Genomic DNA, 17,101 nt, shown 5'->3' with positions numbered 1-17,101 from the left:
TTAATGGTTTACCACTCATTCTAATAGTTATTTTTATTCTTTAACGTTAAAAGTTGAAATCGGATATGTTACTTTTGCTGCGAAAGCGGTGAGAACAGGCGTAATTTTAGTCATTCAAGAATAACCGACCTGAGAATGGAAACGATCAGTAAATTATACGAATACTTTCGGTCAGCCAACGGTGTCTGTACAGATACCCGTAAACTTCAAAAAGGCGCCTTGTTTTTCGCACTGAAGGGTCCCAATTTTGATGGGAATAGTTATGCGGCAAAAGCATTGGACCTGGGCGCCTTCCGGGTCATCGTCGACGATCCGGAGGTGGTAAATGGGGATGGTTATTTTTTGGTAGACGATGTGCTAAAGACCTTGCAGGATTTAGCCCGGTACCATCGGAAACAGTTTGCCGGGCCGGTCATCGCACTCACCGGTTCGAATGGGAAAACAACCACCAAGGAGCTGATGCAACAGGTGCTGTCCAGAAAATACCGGGTGCACGCCACCGAGGGGAACCTAAATAATCATATTGGCGTGCCGCTTACCTTATTGGGTATCTCCGCCGATACGGAAATGGTCATCGTCGAAATGGGTGCCAATAAGCAGGGGGACATTGCGGAACTGTGCGCCATAGCTTTGCCCACCCACGGTTTGATTACCAATATTGGGAAGGCACACCTGGAGGGCATGGGGGGACCGGAAGGGGTGCTGAAGACCAAGACCGAGCTTTTCCAGTTTTTATTGGAAGCAAACGGCAAGGTTTTTATCAATACCCGGCAATCGGTTTTCTCCCAAATGATCCGCCGATTTGAAGATCCGGTTTTGTTTCCAGGCGAGTCCGATTTTTGTTCTATTTCCTTTTGCGGTGCCGATCCCTTTGTGGTCTTCAGCCTGGGTACCGATCCCCACCGCTACACCTCGGGATTAGTCGGTTCGTATAATTTCGATAACCTGGCTGCGGCCATTTGTGTAGGCGTTTTTTTCGGCGTGCCTGCGAGCGAAGCGGCTGCTGCTGCGGCAGCTTACACCCCTTCCAACATGCGTTCCCAGATTGTGGAAAAAAGAAGCAACTGGATATTGCTGGACGCGTATAATGCGAACCCTTCCAGCATGGAGGAAGCCTTGCATACCTTTGGAAACCTGGACAAGCGGCCCCACAAGATGGTAATCATCGGAGACATGTTGGAACTGGGTCCCCATGCGGTGGAAGAACACCAGAAATTGGGGGAACGGTTACAGGAAATGTCCTTGGAAAAAGTCTGCCTGACGGGCGACCTGGTTCGCCATGCCCTGCCAAAGGTACCCAAAGCACTGTACTTTCCGGATCCCTTTTCGTTAAGGAATTGGTTAAGCGACTCCGCGCTGGAAAACCATCAGATTTTGATCAAAGGAAGCCGCGGCATGCGGCTGGAAACACTCCTGGATTTTATATAGCTCGCGGAAAGTATACGGAGCCTTCTACCTACGTTTTTGGCGGGATTGCATTCTGCACGTTGTTTCCGCGAATAACGCCCATACATCGGGACTCGGGGTTTGCAATGTTGCAGACCGTTCCCAAGGTGTCCTGCCTTGCCATTATAATTATAATTTCGGTTTCTATTCGAAATTCAGGCGGACCTCCCGTTGTCAGAAGGGCCTGGAAGCAAAAAAGCTCCTGCATACCATGCAGGAGCTTCGAATAAGGGGCTTACAAAGAAGCTGTCAGACGTGCAATGCCCGGTTATCTGTAGCTGCCAGACATGCTTCGCGGAATACCTCTGTGTAGGTAGGATGCGCGTGTGACATGCGCGCGATATCCTCTGCCGATGCGCGGTATTCCATGGCCACAACGGCTTCTGCTATCATATCGGCTGTACGGGGTCCGATCATGTGTACCCCCAGGATTTCATCCGTTTCTGCATCTGCGAGTACTTTTACGACGCCGTCCACATCTCCACTAGCCCGGGCTCTCCCGGATGCCATGAACGGAAATTTGCCCGTCTTGTATTTTTTACCGCTCTCTTTCAACTGTTCTTCGGTATACCCTACCGAGGCTACTTCCGGCCAGGTATAGACCACACCGGGGATGAGCAGGTAGTTGATGTGTGGTTTCTGACCGGCAATTTGTTCGGCGACAAACACGCCTTCCTCTTCTGCTTTATGGGCAAGCATGGCACCTTTGACCACATCGCCGATGGCGTAGATGGAGGGCGTAGATGTTTTTAGCTGATCGTCTACTTCTACCTGACCCTTGTCGTTTACCTTTACACCGGCTGCTTCCACGTTCAGGCCCTCGGTGTAAGGTTTTCTTCCGATAGAAACCAATGCATAGTCACCCTTGAGCGATATCGTTTCCTCTTTTGGGTTCAGGGCCGTTACCGTTACTTCCTTCCCTTTTCGTTCCACGCCGGTTACCTTGTGTTTGAGGTAAAACTCCATGCCTAATTTTTTCAAGGATTTCTGGAGTTCTTTACCCATGGTTCGATCCATCGTAGGAATGATGCTATCGAGGTATTCCACGACGGATACCTTGGCACCTAGCCTTGCGTACACCGATCCGAGTTCCAACCCGATAACCCCTCCGCCAATAATGATCAAATGCTTGGGAACTTCCTTCAGCTCAAGCGCTTCGGTAGAGGTGATGATTCGTTCCTTATCCAGGGTGATAAAAGGTAAGCTTCCCGGTTTGGATCCGGTAGCGATCAGTATGTGCTTCCCGGAAAGCTCCTCGGTTTTTTTATCTTTCTTCGTGACGAGTACGGTATTTTTATCCTTGAAAGAACCCAGTCCCTGAATCACGTCGATTTTGTTTTTTTTCATCAGGTATTGAATCCCGTCCACATTTTGCTTCACTACCTCCCGCTTTCGCTGGATCATTTGCTTGAAATTGACTTTCAGATCCTTGAGGTCAATGCCGTGGTTTTTAAAACTGTGGGCCGCATTGTGGTAATGTTCGGAGGAATCCAGCAAGGCCTTGGAGGGGATGCAGCCTACATTCAGGCAGGTACCTCCCAGGGTGTCGTATTTTTCTATGATGGCAGTTTTCAAGCCGAGTTGAGCGGCCCGGATGGCGGCAACGTAGCCACCGGGTCCCGAACCGATTACGATTAAATCATACATGCGTGATCGTGGTTTAAAGTCCCTGCCCGCGCAGTGCCCGTGCAGGATGTGAAAAAAACGTTAAATACCTAGCAATAAGCGAGCGGGATCTCCAGCAATTCCTTGACGCGTACAAGAAAGCTCACCGATTCCCTGCCATCGATGATGCGGTGGTCGTAGGACAGTGCGAGGTACATCATGGGAAGGATTTTTACTTCTCCGTTTACCGCCATTGGCCGCTCGACGATATTGTGCATGCCCAGAATAGCGGCCTGGGGTGCATTAATGATCGGGGTAGACATCATGGAACCAAAAATCCCGCCGTTCGTAAGGGTGAAGGTTCCGCCAGTCATTTCATCGATGGTCAATTTACCCTCCCGGGCTTTGATAGCCAGTCGTACGACTTCTTTTTCGATTTCGGCGAAAGAAAGCTGTTCGGCATTTCGGATGACAGGCACAACCAATCCTTTTGGAGAGGATACAGCGATGGATACGTCGCAGAAGTCGTGGTAGACGATTTCGTTCCCATCTATCTGCGCATTGACTGCCGGCCACTCTTGCAGGGCGATACAAGCTGCCTTGGTAAAAAACGACATGAAACCGAGGTTCACCTCGTACCGCTCCTTGAACTTGTCTTTGTATTGTTTGCGCAAATCCATGATGGGTTTCATGTTGACTTCATTGAAGGTGGTCAGCATGGCTGTTTCGTTCTTTACAGCAACCAATCTCCTGGAAATGGTTTTTCGCAGGGAAGTCATTTTCTCTCGTCGACTATTCCGCATACCGGATTTTTGGGGCGCTTCTGGCTGTTCTGCCTGTTTGCTCTTGTCGGTAGTGGCGGGTTTGGTGGCGGCAGCTGCCGGCTTGGATGCCTCCGCTTTAAGCGCGTCTTCCTTCGTGATACGTCCGTCTTTCCCGGTACCCGTTACAGCATTCGAGTCGATCCCTTTTTCCGAAAGAATTTTAGCCGCGGCTGGAGATGCATGTCCGGAGGCATAGGTTTCCTTACCCGTATTGTTCGTCGCCTTACCTTCCGACGTCTCGGAGGCCGCGGGCGTATGCGATTCTTCCGTAGGTGCGCCGTCTGTTTCTTCTATTCTACAGATTAGTCCACCGATTTCCAGGGTATCCCCTTCCTGGGCCACATGCCTCAGAATACCAGAGGACTCTGCGGGTAGCTCGAAAGTTGCCTTGTCGGAGTCTACTTCAGCAATGATATCGTCTAGTGCTACATAGTCTCCGTCTTCCTTAAGCCAGGTAGCCAGGGTTACCTCGGTGATGGATTCGCCCACGGTAGGCACGTGCATTTCTTTGACTTCCCCGGTTTGCTTTGGGCTTTCCGCAGGGGGTTCGGAGGGAGCCGTATTTTCCGTTGCCGGTGCATTGGACGGGGCGTCTTCGCTTGCATCCGGGTCAATTTCACAAATGACCGCACCGATTTCCAGACTGTCTCCTTCATCGGCTTTGGTATGCAGGATTCCAGCTGCTTCTGCCGTTAGTTCAAAGGTGGCTTTATCGGATTCCAGTTCACACAGGACCTCGTCCATTTCAACAAAATCGCCATCATTTTTAAACCATTGACCTATGGTAACTTCGGTGATGGATTCGCCCACGGCAGGCACTTTGATTGTTATACTCATCGGTTATTTGATTTTTACCGGATATCGCAGAGGTTCCGGGTAGCCTTTATCTCAATAAATGTTATACACTGACAATGAAAAGGGGAAATTAAGAATTAATTTTTAAAGCTTTTTCCAAAATTTGCTTTTGTTCTTCCAGGTGGACCTTGTGGTAGCCGGTAGCCGGGGAAGCACTTGCCTTCCGGGCGATGACATCCATGGGCAGCTCTTTGAATAAGTTTCTCACGATAAACGCCCAATACCCCATGTTTTCCGGCTCTTCCTGAACCCATACCGTCTCGGTGTCTTTCCCATAGGACTGAATGGCTGCCAACAACTGCTTTTTGGGCAAAGGATGAAGTTGTTCCAGGCGGATGATCGCTACGTCCTTGATTTTTTCTTTCTCCCGCATCTCGGTCAAATCGTAGTACACCTTTCCGGAACAAAGAACCACTCGCTTCACTTTTTTGGGATCCATCTGCTCGTCCAGCAACATCTCACGAAAATTTCCTTTGGTAAATTCCTCGATGGGAGACATCACTTTGGGATGGCGCAGCAAGGATTTCGGCGACATGACAATGCATGGTTTTCGAAAATTCCACGTCATCTGCCGTCGTAGCAAATGGAAGAAGTTGGAGGGCTCGGTAACGTTTGCCACAATGACATTGTATTCTGCCGCTAGCTGCAAAAATCGCTCGGGGCGGGCGTTGGAATGCTCGGGTCCCTGCCCTTCGTAGCCGTGCGGTAGCAGCATCACCAGTCCATTCATTTTTTGCCATTTCGACTCACCGGAGGTTATAAATTGGTCGATCATGGTTTGCGCTCCGTTGGCAAAGTCCCCAAACTGCGCTTCCCATATGGTCAGCGCATTGGGGTTGGCCATAGCGTAGCCGTATTCAAATCCAAGTACTGCATATTCCGACAGAAGCGAATTGTAAATGTAGAATTTCCCCTTGCTGTCTTTCAACTCCTGCAGAGAATTATAGGGGGTGTTGGTGGTAGCATCGTGCACCACCGCATGCCGGTGGGAAAACGTTCCCCGTTGACAGTCTTGTCCGGTAATCCGGACCGTTTTTCCGTCCAGTAGCAGCGAACCGTAGGCCAATAGTTCCGCAGCGGCCCAATTCAATGTCCTGGATTGGAAAAACATCTCCCTGCGCTGCTTCAACTGTGCTTCTATTTGCTTGATCGGTTTAAACCCTTTTGGCAATACGGTGAGTGCTTCGGCTACCTTCTCGATGTGTCCGGAAGGGATGGCAGTCTCCGGAGATTTTTCGAAATCCTCGGGTTTTGCTCGTTCCAGCGCTTTCCACGCTTTTTCGAAAGGAGAAAAGGTGTAGGGTAAAGGTTTTTCCTTCACCATATTCAGGCGATCTTGAAGCAATTGACGAAACTCTTTGTCCATCTGTTTGGCCAGTTTGGCGTCCACCTGCCCCCGTTCCAGGAGTGTTTTATTGTAAATTTCCCGGGGATTGGGGTGTTTGGAAATGAGGTTGTATAATTCCGGCTGCGTAAACTTCGGTTCGTCCGATTCGTTATGACCGTGCCGACGGTAACAGACCATGTCTACGAAGATATCCTTGTTGAATTTTTGACGGAATTCGACCGCAAGTTTGGCGGCATACACCACTGCCTCTGGGTCGTCTCCGTTTACATGGATTACCGGTGCATCAATGATTTTTGCCACGTCGGTACAATAGATCGAACTTCGCGCATCGTCGAAATCGGTGGTAAAACCCACCTGATTGTTGATGACAAAATGAATGGTTCCTCCGGTGTAGTAGCCCTTGAGATTGGCCATTTGGGTGACTTCGTATACGATTCCTTGTCCCGCGACCGCTGCGTCTCCGTGGATCAGGATAGGAATCATTTTATCTTCATCGCCCTGGTAGTGGTCGTCTATCTTTGCCCGCACAAATCCTTCTACTACCGGATTCACTGCTTCCAGATGGGAGGGGTTGGGGGCTAATTTTAAAATCATCAACTTGCCGTTTTTGGCAGGGACTTCGGAAGAAAAACCCATGTGGTATTTCACATCTCCGTCACCCATGGTCAGATCCGGCTTTGCCGTACCTTCAAACTCGGAAAAAATCTGTTCGTAGGTTTTACCCATGATGTTGGCCAGCACGTTTAAACGCCCCCGATGCGCCATCCCGATCATCACCTCTTCAACGCCCAGGTCCGAAGCCTTGTTGATCAACGCATCCAAAAAAGGAATGGTACTTTCGCCGCCTTCCAGTGAAAATCGCTTTTGCCCCAGGTATTTGGTATGCAAGAAGTTTTCAAAAACAACGGCTTCGTTGAGCTTGGATAAAATGCGTTTTTTGTCTTCCAGGGGAGGATTAAACTCCAGCGCTTCCTTTTCCACCTTGATCCGAAACCAATCCAGCATTTCGGGGTCTCGTATGGAGAGGTACTCAAAGCCCATGGCTCCCTCGTAAATGGTTTTCAGGGACTCGATGATTTTGGATAGCTTGGCATCACCGATTCCGATTTCATTTCCGGCTTGAAAGGTGGTGTCCAGGTCATTTTTATCCAGCCCGAAATCTTCCAGGTCCAACAGCGCTTTGCGGTCCCGACGTTCCCGAACGGGGTTGGTCTTCGATCGTAAGTGGGCCCGGGATCGGTAGGCATGGATCAACGCCCGCACTTTAATTTCTTTGGGCAGCTGCTCCATGTCCATGATGGTGCCTTTGGTTGCGAGGTTGCCGTTAACAGGCGTAGTGCTTGCCACTTCGGCTCCTCCGCTCTCGTCTTCGCCGTATTTGTTGATGGCAAATTCAAAGCCGTCAAAGAATGCTTTCCAACTGCCGTCAATGGAATCCGGGTCTTTTCGGTAGTCCTCGTACAACTCGTCTATGTAGGCTACGTGGGCATTGGAGATATAAGAATATTTATCCATGGGTTGTGTTGTTCAGATTCCAAAATTAAGGCATTAAGTTATTTAATAAAAACCGCATATGCGGTTTTACAAATAATTCTGATAATCAGCATCTTTATTTTTCGAGTACCGCATAAAAGTTGGTATTTTACAAAAAATAGATGGATTATTATTGTCATTCGTTTTTGAGGAAACTATATTCTGAAAAGCCTGCTGATTCGGTTTTTCTTTTTTTAATTTTTTTTGTACCCGCCCGGATTTGGCACGAACCCGGGTGAAAATCTTTCCAGCCGCTGTCTAGCATGGGACCGATTATACCTTATAGGTAAAGGCCAAGGGGTCTGGAAAATCAAAAGAAAAACCGGTTCTTAGCCATTTTTCGCAGGATATCTCTTTCCACATCTGCTGAGGGGGCTCCTCGTAGCTCGCCGGCGGGGGAAAACCCATGTCCCGCGCATTTTTTTCAAAAATGGCTCGTTTTTCCGGATGCTCCGGACTAACAATGTTATACGTTTCGTTCCAAAGGTTTTGCGAAATGATCCAGTGGATGGCACGAACGGCATCCGTCCGATGAATGTAGTTTACCGGCGGGTGTCCGGGCACGTTTTCCTTGCCGGAAAAATACCTCCCCGGTATCCGGTCGTCTCCCAGTAATCCACCAAACCGTACTACCGTTAGCTCATAGGATTTGTCTTTCCATAGCAATTGTTCGGCATTCCAAAGCGCGGGATTTCCAGTGGTGTCGGCGGTTAATGAATCCGTTTCACGGGCCACCTGGTTTTTACTGGGGTAGACAGAGGTGGCACTTACGTAGATTACTTTTTGCAAACCGTATCGCTCGATCGCTTCCCGTAAAAAATGAATCTGACGGGGATGGTAGGCGTCGGAATGCCTGCGACGTCCCGGAGGAATATTGATGTATAAGAGGTCGGTATCGAACAGATGTGCGGGTACCTCGGTAGCCGGCAGCGGATCCAAGAGCAGGCACTCTGCTACCATACCCTCTTGCTCCAGACGTTTCTGTTTTTCGGGACTTGTCGTAGTGCCTTTGACCACATGTCCTTTTCCTTGCAGAAAAGAGGCCAATGGCAGACCCAACCATCCCAGGCCAATAAGGCTAATACGCATGCTTGGTTTTGATCAAATGAATGTTTTTCCGTCAGATGACCAATCCTGGAAAATGTGCTCCGGACCGGTTTCATTAGTTTATTTAGATCGGGCCTCCCGTACCGGACAGGGAGCAAAAACCGACGAATTATTTTTTAGGAGCGGTACCGAATACATAGTCCCAAAGGGGCGTACTTACTCCGAATGCCACGTCCGGATCTTTGTAATGATGAATGGCGTGGTTCACCCAAAGGATTTTAAGAAAATTTTTCGGTGGCTGGTAGGCGTGTACGGTATAGTGCACACCCAGGTACAAGGCATAGCCCAGTAGAAATCCAGGCAAGAAAAACAATGCCGAATCTCCCATGATAAAGTCGAACAAAAAATACAGGATTACGGCATAAAGCCCCGAGATAAACGGGGGCATGGCCAGCCGGTCTTTGTCTTTTGGATAGTCGTGGTGCACGCCATGTACGGAATACTGCAGTTTATCCTTGATGTGCGAGTCGGGTTCCATGTGGTAAAGATACCGGTGCATGAGATACTCCACAAAGGTGAAGACCAGAAAACCACCGAGAAACAAGCCGGTTCCTTTCCAAAAAGATATCGGTGTCGACAAAATTCCGAAATACAGAGAATAGGTGCCTACACCCAGAAACATGGCTATAGGTATACTGATGTGGGTTCTACTAAGTTTTTCCAAAACTGGGTTGGCAAACATTTTGGCAGAACCGCTATTATCCGGCCGATCCAATCTTCCAATTTTTTTCATTCGTTTTGTAGCTTTATTATCGATACATGCTCCTCAATTTTTATGCCTAAGGTAGGCATTATTGCGTTGAGTTAAATAATTTTTTGGTTATTAAACGTCGGGTAGGTCGATGCTGTTCTCTTTCTGGCAGAAAAGAAACTTGATTTTACTCATCAATTTTGAGGGTGCAAACATTTTTCTATGGTTTTTAAGTAGAATGCTTCGTACAGCGGCAATACGGCCGATACGTCAAATTTCTTGGCCCGGGCCAAAGCATTTTTTTTGAACTCGGGTAGGTTTTTGTCGTTCAGGATAAACAATGCCTTTTCGGTCATTTCTTCAATATTCCCCACCTCACACAAGAAACCAGTTTCGCCATTGATATTTAATTCCGGTATGCCGCCCACATTGCTGGTCAGCAAGGGTACTTCACAGGCCATGGCTTCCAGTGCTGCCAGACCGAAGCTTTCTTTTTCGGAGGGCATGAGAAAGAGATCGGCTACCGACAGTACCTCCTCCACCGCTTCCAGTTTGCCCAAAAACCGAATGTCTTCACAAGTTCCTAATTGCCGGCAAAGCCGCTCCATTTTGTCTCGTTCCGGACCGTCTCCTACCAGTAATAGCTTCGCAGGTATTGCTTTTCTAACTTCAAAGAAAACGCGAATGACATCATCCACTCGCTTTACCTTTCGGAAATTTGAGGTATGTACCAGGAGTTTTTCGTCGTTCGGGCAAATGGCACGCTTGAAATGCTCCTTTTTTTGTTTTTTGAAACGGTTCAGGTCGATGAAATTGGGGATAACCTCAATGTGATTATCCACATCGAAGTGCAGCAGGGTGTCCTTTTTCAGGTCTGCTGAGACCGCAGTCACACCATCGGATTCGTTGATACTGAAAGTGACTACCGGCTCGTAACTCGGGTCTTTTCCCACCAGCGTGATGTCGGTACCGTGGAGTGTGGTCACGACAGGTATGCTAATCCCCTGCCTTTTGAGGATTTGTTTGGCCATGTACGCGGCCGAGGCGTGAGGGATCGCATAGTGTACGTGCAGTAGATCCAGTTGCTCGTATTTGACTACGTTCACCATTTTGCTGGCTAGCGCCAATTCGTAAGGTGCATGCTCAAATAGCGGGTAGCTTTTGATATCCACTTCGTGGTAGTAGAGGTTTTCGCTAAAAAAATCCAGTCTGGTAGGTTGGCTGTAGGTGATAAAATGAATTTGATGGCCTTTAGCGGATAAAGCTTTCCCAAGCTCAGTTGCCACCACGCCACTTCCACCAAAGGTGGGGTAACAGACGATCCCGATTTTCATTTTATTTGGTTTGGTTGAAAGCTATTTGCATGCCATGGTAAACACCTGTACCGTGTCATTTTGTTCATTTTCCTGCCAAAAGGAACTCATTTTTTATGGATTGATAGATAATATCTTGAATATCTGAACGAATGTTTTCCCTCAGCAGCCGATTGTTGCCTGCATCGGGATGCACCCGGTTCGATAGAAATACGTAAATCAACTGGTGCTCCGGGTCGGCCCATGCGGCGGTTCCGGTAAAACCCGTATGGCCAAAGGTACTATGGGATGCCAGATTGCCGGTGGGCCCTTTGTCTTTTTCCGGATCCGGTTTGTCCCAGCCCAGTGCCCGCCTGCTGCGGAAGGATTGTTGACTGGTGAAACGGTCAATTGTTTGCCGGTCGAGCAATTGCAGCGCGCCGTATTGTCCTCCCTGAAGCATCATTTGCATGAGTTTCGCGAGGTCATTGGCTGTCCCAAAAAGTCCGGCATGTCCTGCCACTCCGCCGTACAGGGCGGCGCCCGGGTCATGAACGAAGCCATGTACCAGCGTTTTTCGAAAACTTCGGTCGTCTTCGGTAGGAGCGATTTCGGTGGGGGTGAATTTTTCCAGCGGCAGGTAGCCAAATCGGTACATTCCCAACGGATGGTAGAATTGTTGTTCCAGAAACTCGTTCATCGGTTGGTTTACCCGGCTTTCGATCAGGCGATGCAAAAGATACATTCCCACGTCAGAGTAGCGGTAACTATACCTGCTGCTATTGCTACGCCGGTACCGAAGGTCGGAGGCGAGTGTCCACTTCCACACGCTGTCTGGAAGGGCCTGGTGCGCATATACGCCCTCCGCTACGGGGACCGTATACGGCCCTTTCTTTTCCCTACTGTAGTACTCCGGTTTCCATTCGGTGCCCTCCAGTGTGTTCGTAAAATGGGGTATGTAAGGAACCAAGCCCGCTTCGTGGGTTAGGATATCCCGGATTCGCAGAGGTCCCTTGTTGGTGCCTTCCAGTTCGGGGAGATAGGCTTGCAAGGGTTTGTCCAAATCCAGTAACCCCCTGCTTTCCAAAAACATGATGGCTTGGGTCGTCGCCAATACCTTGGTCAGGGAGGCCAGATCGTACATGGTCTTATCGGTAACTTCCACCGATCCCTGGTAATCCAGGTGTCCGTAGGATTTTTCGAAAACGACTGATCCGTTTTTGGCAACCAGAACCGTGCCACCGGGAGTGGCCCGCGTAGCGATGGCTTTTTCCATCAGGTCATCAATTTTAAGCAATTCCCGGCTATCCATTTGTTGGGCCTCGGGGGTACTGTACGCCAGTCGATTCAGTGTCGGGGTTTCGATGCCATGCCCCTGATTCCAGGCTTGGGCTACGCTTACCGGCAGCTTCCCGCTGCCCGGCCTTCCCCCAAAAATGACCTGAGGTACCAGGCTTTCTGTAAACTCATTTTCCTCAAAAGCCAAAATCAGGTTTTTCTGTGCCGTAAAATTCCGCGCTGCATAGGCATTGCCGAAAACTACCGTAATCACTTTATGAGAGGCCTGTAAACGGGTAATGAATTCGATTTCTTCCGATTTCAAGCCAAAGTTTCTTCGCGGATTGGAACTCATTCCCATCACGCCCACCACAATGGTGTTGTAGTCTTTCAGATTTTCCTCCAACACCGCAAAATTTGCCCGGCTACTGTTCCCCCGAAGCGTATAATGGGTAAATTCTGAATATTTGTCGAGGAATTTTTTAAAGGTTCTGCCCCCGTTTCCCAAGGTGAGGGAGGCCATTCGGTCCATGTCCAGGTGCCGTACAGGAATGGCCTCCTCTTCGTTGTTTACCACCGTTAGGGAGGAAGCGTATAATTGTTCGATCAGCGCCTTGGTGCCGAAATTACTCAGTCGCTCGACAAGGCGATGTGTATTGACCTGCTGCTTTCGATGCAGGCCTGCCCAGTATTTTGCGTTCAATATTTTTCGTACACGGGCGTCAATTTCTGCTTCGGTTATCTTTCCATCGGCTACCGCCTCTTTGATTAAGGCTTTCGATCGTGGAACATCCTCGGCATACAACAGCACATCGTTTCCGGCAAGTAATGCTTTGAGGTCCACCTCCCCCGGTCTGTACAGGTTGCTAACGCCTTTCATGTTGAGTGCATCGGTAAAGACCAGGCCTTGAAAATTCATTTCCCCTTTCAGCAGGTCGGTGACCACTTTTGTTGACAAAGTGGTGGGTAGGTTTGCCTCACTCCCCAGACTGGGGACGTGCAGGTGGGCCACCATAATACTCATCAGCCCTTCGCTGATCAGTTCCCGGTACGGATACAGGTCGATGTCCATGATTCGCTCCTTGCTGTTGCGAATCACAGGGGTCGTGTAATGGGAGTCCGCGTTGGTGTCTCCGTGACCCGGAAAATGCTTGGCATTTGCCATGACCCCATGATCCTGCATTCCCTTCATATAGGCCAGGGATTTTCTGCTTACCAGTTGCTTTTGTTCGCCAAACGACCGGTATCCGATGACCGGATTTTCCGGATTGGAATTTACGTCGACTACGGGAGCAAAGTTAATGTGCATGCCCATTTCTTTAAACTGCCGGGCGATTTCCTTTCCCATCTGATAGACCAGCGCATCGTTTGTGGCTGCGCCAAGGGTCATTTGCTTGGGGAACTGCAGGACGCTATCCAACCGCATGCCCAGTCCCCATTCCGCATCCATGGCGATAAAAAGAGGGGTCTTGGCCAGGGATTGGTAGTAATTGGTCAGTTGCGCCTGTCGTACGGGGCCTCCCTGGAAAAATATAAGTCCGCCTAAATTTTCTTGTTGAATCAGCTGCGAAATCTCCTCTTTGTGCGCAGGACCTTGATTGGAATACGCCGCCACCATGAACAATTGTCCCAACCGTTCGTTGAAGGAAAGGGAGTTAAAAACGCTGTCTACCCAGGCCTTCTGCTGAACCGCATTTTCACCGAGCAAGGGATCGGAGTCACCAACAGAAGGGTATCCGCCAACTGTTCCCGAAAGGAGGATACAAAAAAGTAATACGTAAACTTTTTGACACATGGCTGTGTTAAAATTTTATTGGTAGTAATTTAAGAATAACTTTGCAATCAACACCATGCTGAAGCGTTCAAACATACGTATTTTCCGTGCATCTACCTATACAAAAAGTGATGAACAGAGTATATGTTATTCAAAAAACAATAGTTGAATAATTTAGGTTTCGGAATAGGTAAGGTTTTCCCTCCCACCGAAAGCAAAAGTTGCCTGTAGGCTTTTCTTTCCCTGGGTCTTTGCAGTCAAATTCTACGATCATGAAGTTTCCATCCATATTTAGGGTCAATCAACCAAGAAAATTTCAAATCAATCCACGACACTACGATCCGGTAAAAGAAGAGATTCATCAGCGTACGGAAAATATCAAGCGAGAGTTAGCGGCCAAGGGCCTGCTTGAGACCGAAGACCGGCAGGAGCTGGAGCGGCGTTATTCTCATGGTTCGAGTATTCGGGGTGCATTCACCAGCGGAAGTCCCATTAAAAAGCAACCCTCCACGGTCATGCAAAGTGCCGGTATGATGCGCATGATCATTTTTGTTTTGCTTGTGGCCGGATTTGGTGGGTACTTGTACATTGGACCCGATTTCTTTTATTATCTGTTGTACCTGGGAGCCTCCGTGGCCTTGTTGATCGGTTTGTTTAGATTAAAACCTTCGAAAAAGAAAGCTACATGAACGACCTGATTCAGTTGTTGCCGGATGCTATCGCCAACCAGATCGCTGCTGGCGAAGTGGTGCAGCGTCCGGCTTCTGCGCTGAAGGAATTATTGGAAAACGCCATTGATGCCAAAGCCAGCACGATCTCGGTGGTGGTGAAGGACGGTGGCAAATCCCTGATTCAGGTTGTGGATGATGGTATGGGGATGTCCATTACGGATGCACGTATGTGCTTCGAGCGCCATGCTACTTCGAAAATCAGGAAATCAGACGACTTGTTTGCGATCCGGACCCACGGGTTTCGGGGGAAGCGATGGCATCTATCGCGGCTGTGGCTCAGGTGGAAATGAAAACCAAACGCAGCGAAGACGAGCTGGGGACTGCCATTGTGATTGAAGGATCCTCGGTAAAAAAGCAGGAGCCGGTCGTTTTTCGGGAAGGGACCTCGATTGCAGTAAAAAACCTTTTTTTCAATGTGCCGGCCCGTCGTAATTTTCTAAAATCGAATGCAGTGGAAACGCGCCATTTGGTCGAAGAGTTTCAACGAGTGGCACTGGCTTACCCGGGGGTGGCGTTTACGTTTCACCAAAACGACATGGAGTTGTTTAATCTGGTCTCTGGTAAACTTAGCAAACGAATTGTGGGGATATTTGGCAAACAATACCGAAATCAGCTGATTGTTTGCCAGGAAGAATCGCCACACATTTCCATACAGGGGTACATTGGGAAACCAGAACAGGCAAAAAGGACCCGTGGAGAACAGTATTTTTTTGTCAATAACCGCTTCATTAAAAGCAATTACTTGCACCACGCAGTAATGAATGCCTTTGAAGCACTGATTGCCAGCGATCAACACCCCTTTTACGTGTTGTTTTTGACGATCGATCCCAAACACATCGATATCAACGTGCACCCGACCAAAACCGAAATTAAATTTGACGACGAACGAACCATTTACGGGGTGGTTCGTTCGGCAGTGAAGCAAGCCCTGGGCGCACACCATGTGGTGCCCATGATTGATTTCAGCCAGGACGTAAACATCGCCGATACCTGGGAAAAGGACGGAGCAAAACGTCAGGAACTTCGCAACGAAAACGACTACCGGACCTATCGGGGGCCTAGTCTTTTGAACAAAGGCGTCAAGGGTTGGGAGCAATTATTCCAACAGAACCCGGAAGACCTGGCTCTGCAGGCTGATGCGGGAAAGGAAGCCCCCGACGAGGGGAGCTTGTTGACCTTTCCCAGCAGAGCGAACCAACGGGAAGGTGAACGGCCCCTGCCCGGATCGTTACCGGTGGGCGCAGGCAAAACGTTTCAGGTGGAGCAGTCCTACATCGTTGCACAGACCTCCTCAGGCTTGCTTATTTTTGATCAACAGGCCGCTCACCAACGTATCCTGTACGAACGATACCTCCGTCAGTTGGAACAGTCCGGCGGTGCCTCGCAGCAATGCCTGTTTCCCCAAACCATTCATTTGAGTCCTGCGGACTTTGCTTTGGTGATGGATTTGAAAGAGGAATTGAACGATTTAGGGTTTCAACTTACGGTATTTGGCCAGCATTCGATCTTGATCAACGGGGTCCCCGCAGACGTGTCCATCGCCAATGAAAAAGTGTTGGTGGAGGAGCTGTTGGAGCAGTTCAAGCATTTCAAACAAGAACTTTCCCTGGGAAGAAAAGAAAATCTTGCAAGATCGTTGGCAAAAAAAACGTCAATCAAGAAAGGGGATCCGTTAAACCATCAGGAAATGGAGAACCTGGCCGGTCAATTGTTTGCCTGCCAAAACCCGAATTACAATCCGGAGGGTATCAAAACCTTTGTTAAATTAGATGTGAGTAAAATAGAGCAATTTTTCCATTGATGAATTAAAACCGAATCCTATGTTTAGAGCCCTTACCCCCATCGTGAAGAACTTGCTATTGATCACCGTGGGGATGCACGTAGTGGTATCTTTTTTTATGCCGCAACTAAAAAATCTCTTTGCACTTTATTACGTGGAAAGCCGGTTTTTCATGCCTTTTCAATTTGTCACCTACATGTTCATGCACGCCGATTTCTGGCATTTGTTCAGCAACATGTTTGGATTGTTTATTTTTGGGCCCCTGCTGGAGCAATTCATGGGCCCCAAAAAAATCCTGATCCTATGGATGGTCTGTGGGATCGGTTCCGGCGTCCTTTATTCGGGATACAATGCGTACAAAATGGGAAGTCTCAACGACCGCATCGAAGCATTCACAGCCAATCCCGACCCGGAATCCTTCAACCGTTTCGTTTCAGATAACCGGCATTTGTTCAACCCGGTCATCTATGAATTTGTGGACGAGTACAGCCGAAACCCAGGGAATCAGGAACTGGAATCTCGGGCCAAGCGCACCATGCTTGACGTCCGGGACCGGCAGGCCAATATTCCTATGGTGGGTGCCTCCGGCGCTTTGTTTGGAATTCTCATTGCCTTTGGCATGCTTTTTCCAAATACCCAGTTATTTTTGCTATTTCCACCCATGCCAGTAAAAGCAAAATACCTCGTGTTGTTTTATGGACTATACACGGTTTATAATATATTTGTATCGAATCCCACGGATAATGTAGCTCATTTTGCGCACCTTTCCGGCTTGGCGATCGGTGCGGTATTGATTACCTATTGGAAGAAGGACAGAAGAAATTTCTATTAACGACA

At 48.8% G+C, this 17,101-nt stretch carries 10 protein-coding genes and 1 pseudogene; 4 read left to right on the top strand and 7 right to left on the bottom strand.

Translation table 11 applies throughout. From position 1 onward, the window contains the following. The first annotated feature begins 135 nt into the window (after window positions 1–135). Window positions 136–1,428 carry a UDP-N-acetylmuramoyl-tripeptide--D-alanyl-D-alanine ligase gene (gene murF, locus ABWH99_RS22475; RefSeq protein WP_375584011.1) on the top strand — a complete coding sequence of 431 codons (1,293 nt, stop codon included), beginning with the start codon at window positions 136–138 and terminating at the stop codon, window positions 1,426–1,428. 267 nt (window positions 1,429–1,695) lie between these two features. Here the strand turns inward: murF and lpdA are convergent, their stop codons facing one another. From lpdA to ABWH99_RS22440, 7 genes are all read right to left on the bottom strand, one after another. Continuing rightward, window positions 1,696–3,093, bottom strand: coding sequence for a dihydrolipoyl dehydrogenase (lpdA, locus tag ABWH99_RS22470; RefSeq protein WP_375584010.1), 1,398 nt, complete (start codon window positions 3,091–3,093; stop codon window positions 1,696–1,698). A gap of 68 nt (window positions 3,094–3,161) precedes the next feature. Next, on the bottom strand, window positions 3,162–4,712 hold the full coding sequence (odhB, locus tag ABWH99_RS22465; RefSeq protein WP_375584009.1) for a 2-oxoglutarate dehydrogenase complex dihydrolipoyllysine-residue succinyltransferase: 1,551 nt from the start codon (window positions 4,710–4,712) through the stop codon (window positions 3,162–3,164). Window positions 4,713–4,800: 88 nt separating this feature from the next. Then, a complete protein-coding gene (locus tag ABWH99_RS22460; RefSeq protein WP_375584008.1) occupies window positions 4,801–7,593 on the bottom strand; it encodes a 2-oxoglutarate dehydrogenase E1 component in 2,793 nt (930 codons plus the stop codon). Between the two features lie 291 nt (window positions 7,594–7,884). Continuing rightward, complete coding sequence (locus tag ABWH99_RS22455; protein ID WP_375584007.1) at window positions 7,885–8,700, bottom strand: epimerase; 816 nt, start codon at window positions 8,698–8,700, stop codon at window positions 7,885–7,887. 127 nt (window positions 8,701–8,827) lie between these two features. Then, the gene (locus ABWH99_RS22450; RefSeq protein ID WP_375584006.1) at window positions 8,828–9,451 is read right to left on the bottom strand and encodes a sterol desaturase family protein; all 624 of its coding nucleotides are present in this window, start codon (window positions 9,449–9,451) and stop codon (window positions 8,828–8,830) included. A gap of 152 nt (window positions 9,452–9,603) precedes the next feature. Then, a complete protein-coding gene (gene bshA, locus ABWH99_RS22445) occupies window positions 9,604–10,743 on the bottom strand; it encodes an N-acetyl-alpha-D-glucosaminyl L-malate synthase BshA (protein WP_375584005.1) in 1,140 nt (379 codons plus the stop codon). 64 nt (window positions 10,744–10,807) lie between these two features. Further along, on the bottom strand, window positions 10,808–13,774 hold the full coding sequence (locus ABWH99_RS22440) for a glycoside hydrolase family 3 N-terminal domain-containing protein (protein ID WP_375584004.1): 2,967 nt from the start codon (window positions 13,772–13,774) through the stop codon (window positions 10,808–10,810). 251 nt (window positions 13,775–14,025) lie between these two features. Between ABWH99_RS22440 and ABWH99_RS22435 the strand changes: the two genes are divergently transcribed. The 3 genes and pseudogenes from ABWH99_RS22435 (at window position 14,026) to ABWH99_RS22425 (ending at window position 17,096) form a co-directional block, all read left to right on the top strand. Continuing rightward, window positions 14,026–14,442: a hypothetical protein gene (locus tag ABWH99_RS22435; RefSeq protein ID WP_375584003.1), complete on the top strand. Its 417-nt coding sequence runs from the start codon at window positions 14,026–14,028 to the stop codon at window positions 14,440–14,442. Next, window positions 14,439–16,285, top strand: a pseudogene (gene mutL, locus ABWH99_RS22430) (DNA mismatch repair endonuclease MutL). The gene ABWH99_RS22435 and the pseudogene mutL overlap by 4 nt, the downstream one beginning before the upstream one ends. A gap of 19 nt (window positions 16,286–16,304) precedes the next feature. Continuing rightward, window positions 16,305–17,096, top strand: a complete 792-nt coding sequence (locus tag ABWH99_RS22425) for a rhomboid family intramembrane serine protease (RefSeq protein ID WP_375584002.1) — start codon at window positions 16,305–16,307, stop codon at window positions 17,094–17,096. The last annotated feature ends 5 nt before the right edge of the window (window positions 17,097–17,101 follow it).

It is taken from the genome of Cyclobacterium xiamenense (genome assembly GCF_042140265.1).
GTDB lineage: Bacteria > Bacteroidota > Bacteroidia > Cytophagales > Cyclobacteriaceae > Cyclobacterium > Cyclobacterium xiamenense_A.
This window is presented reverse-complemented; position numbering and strand designations above follow the sequence as displayed.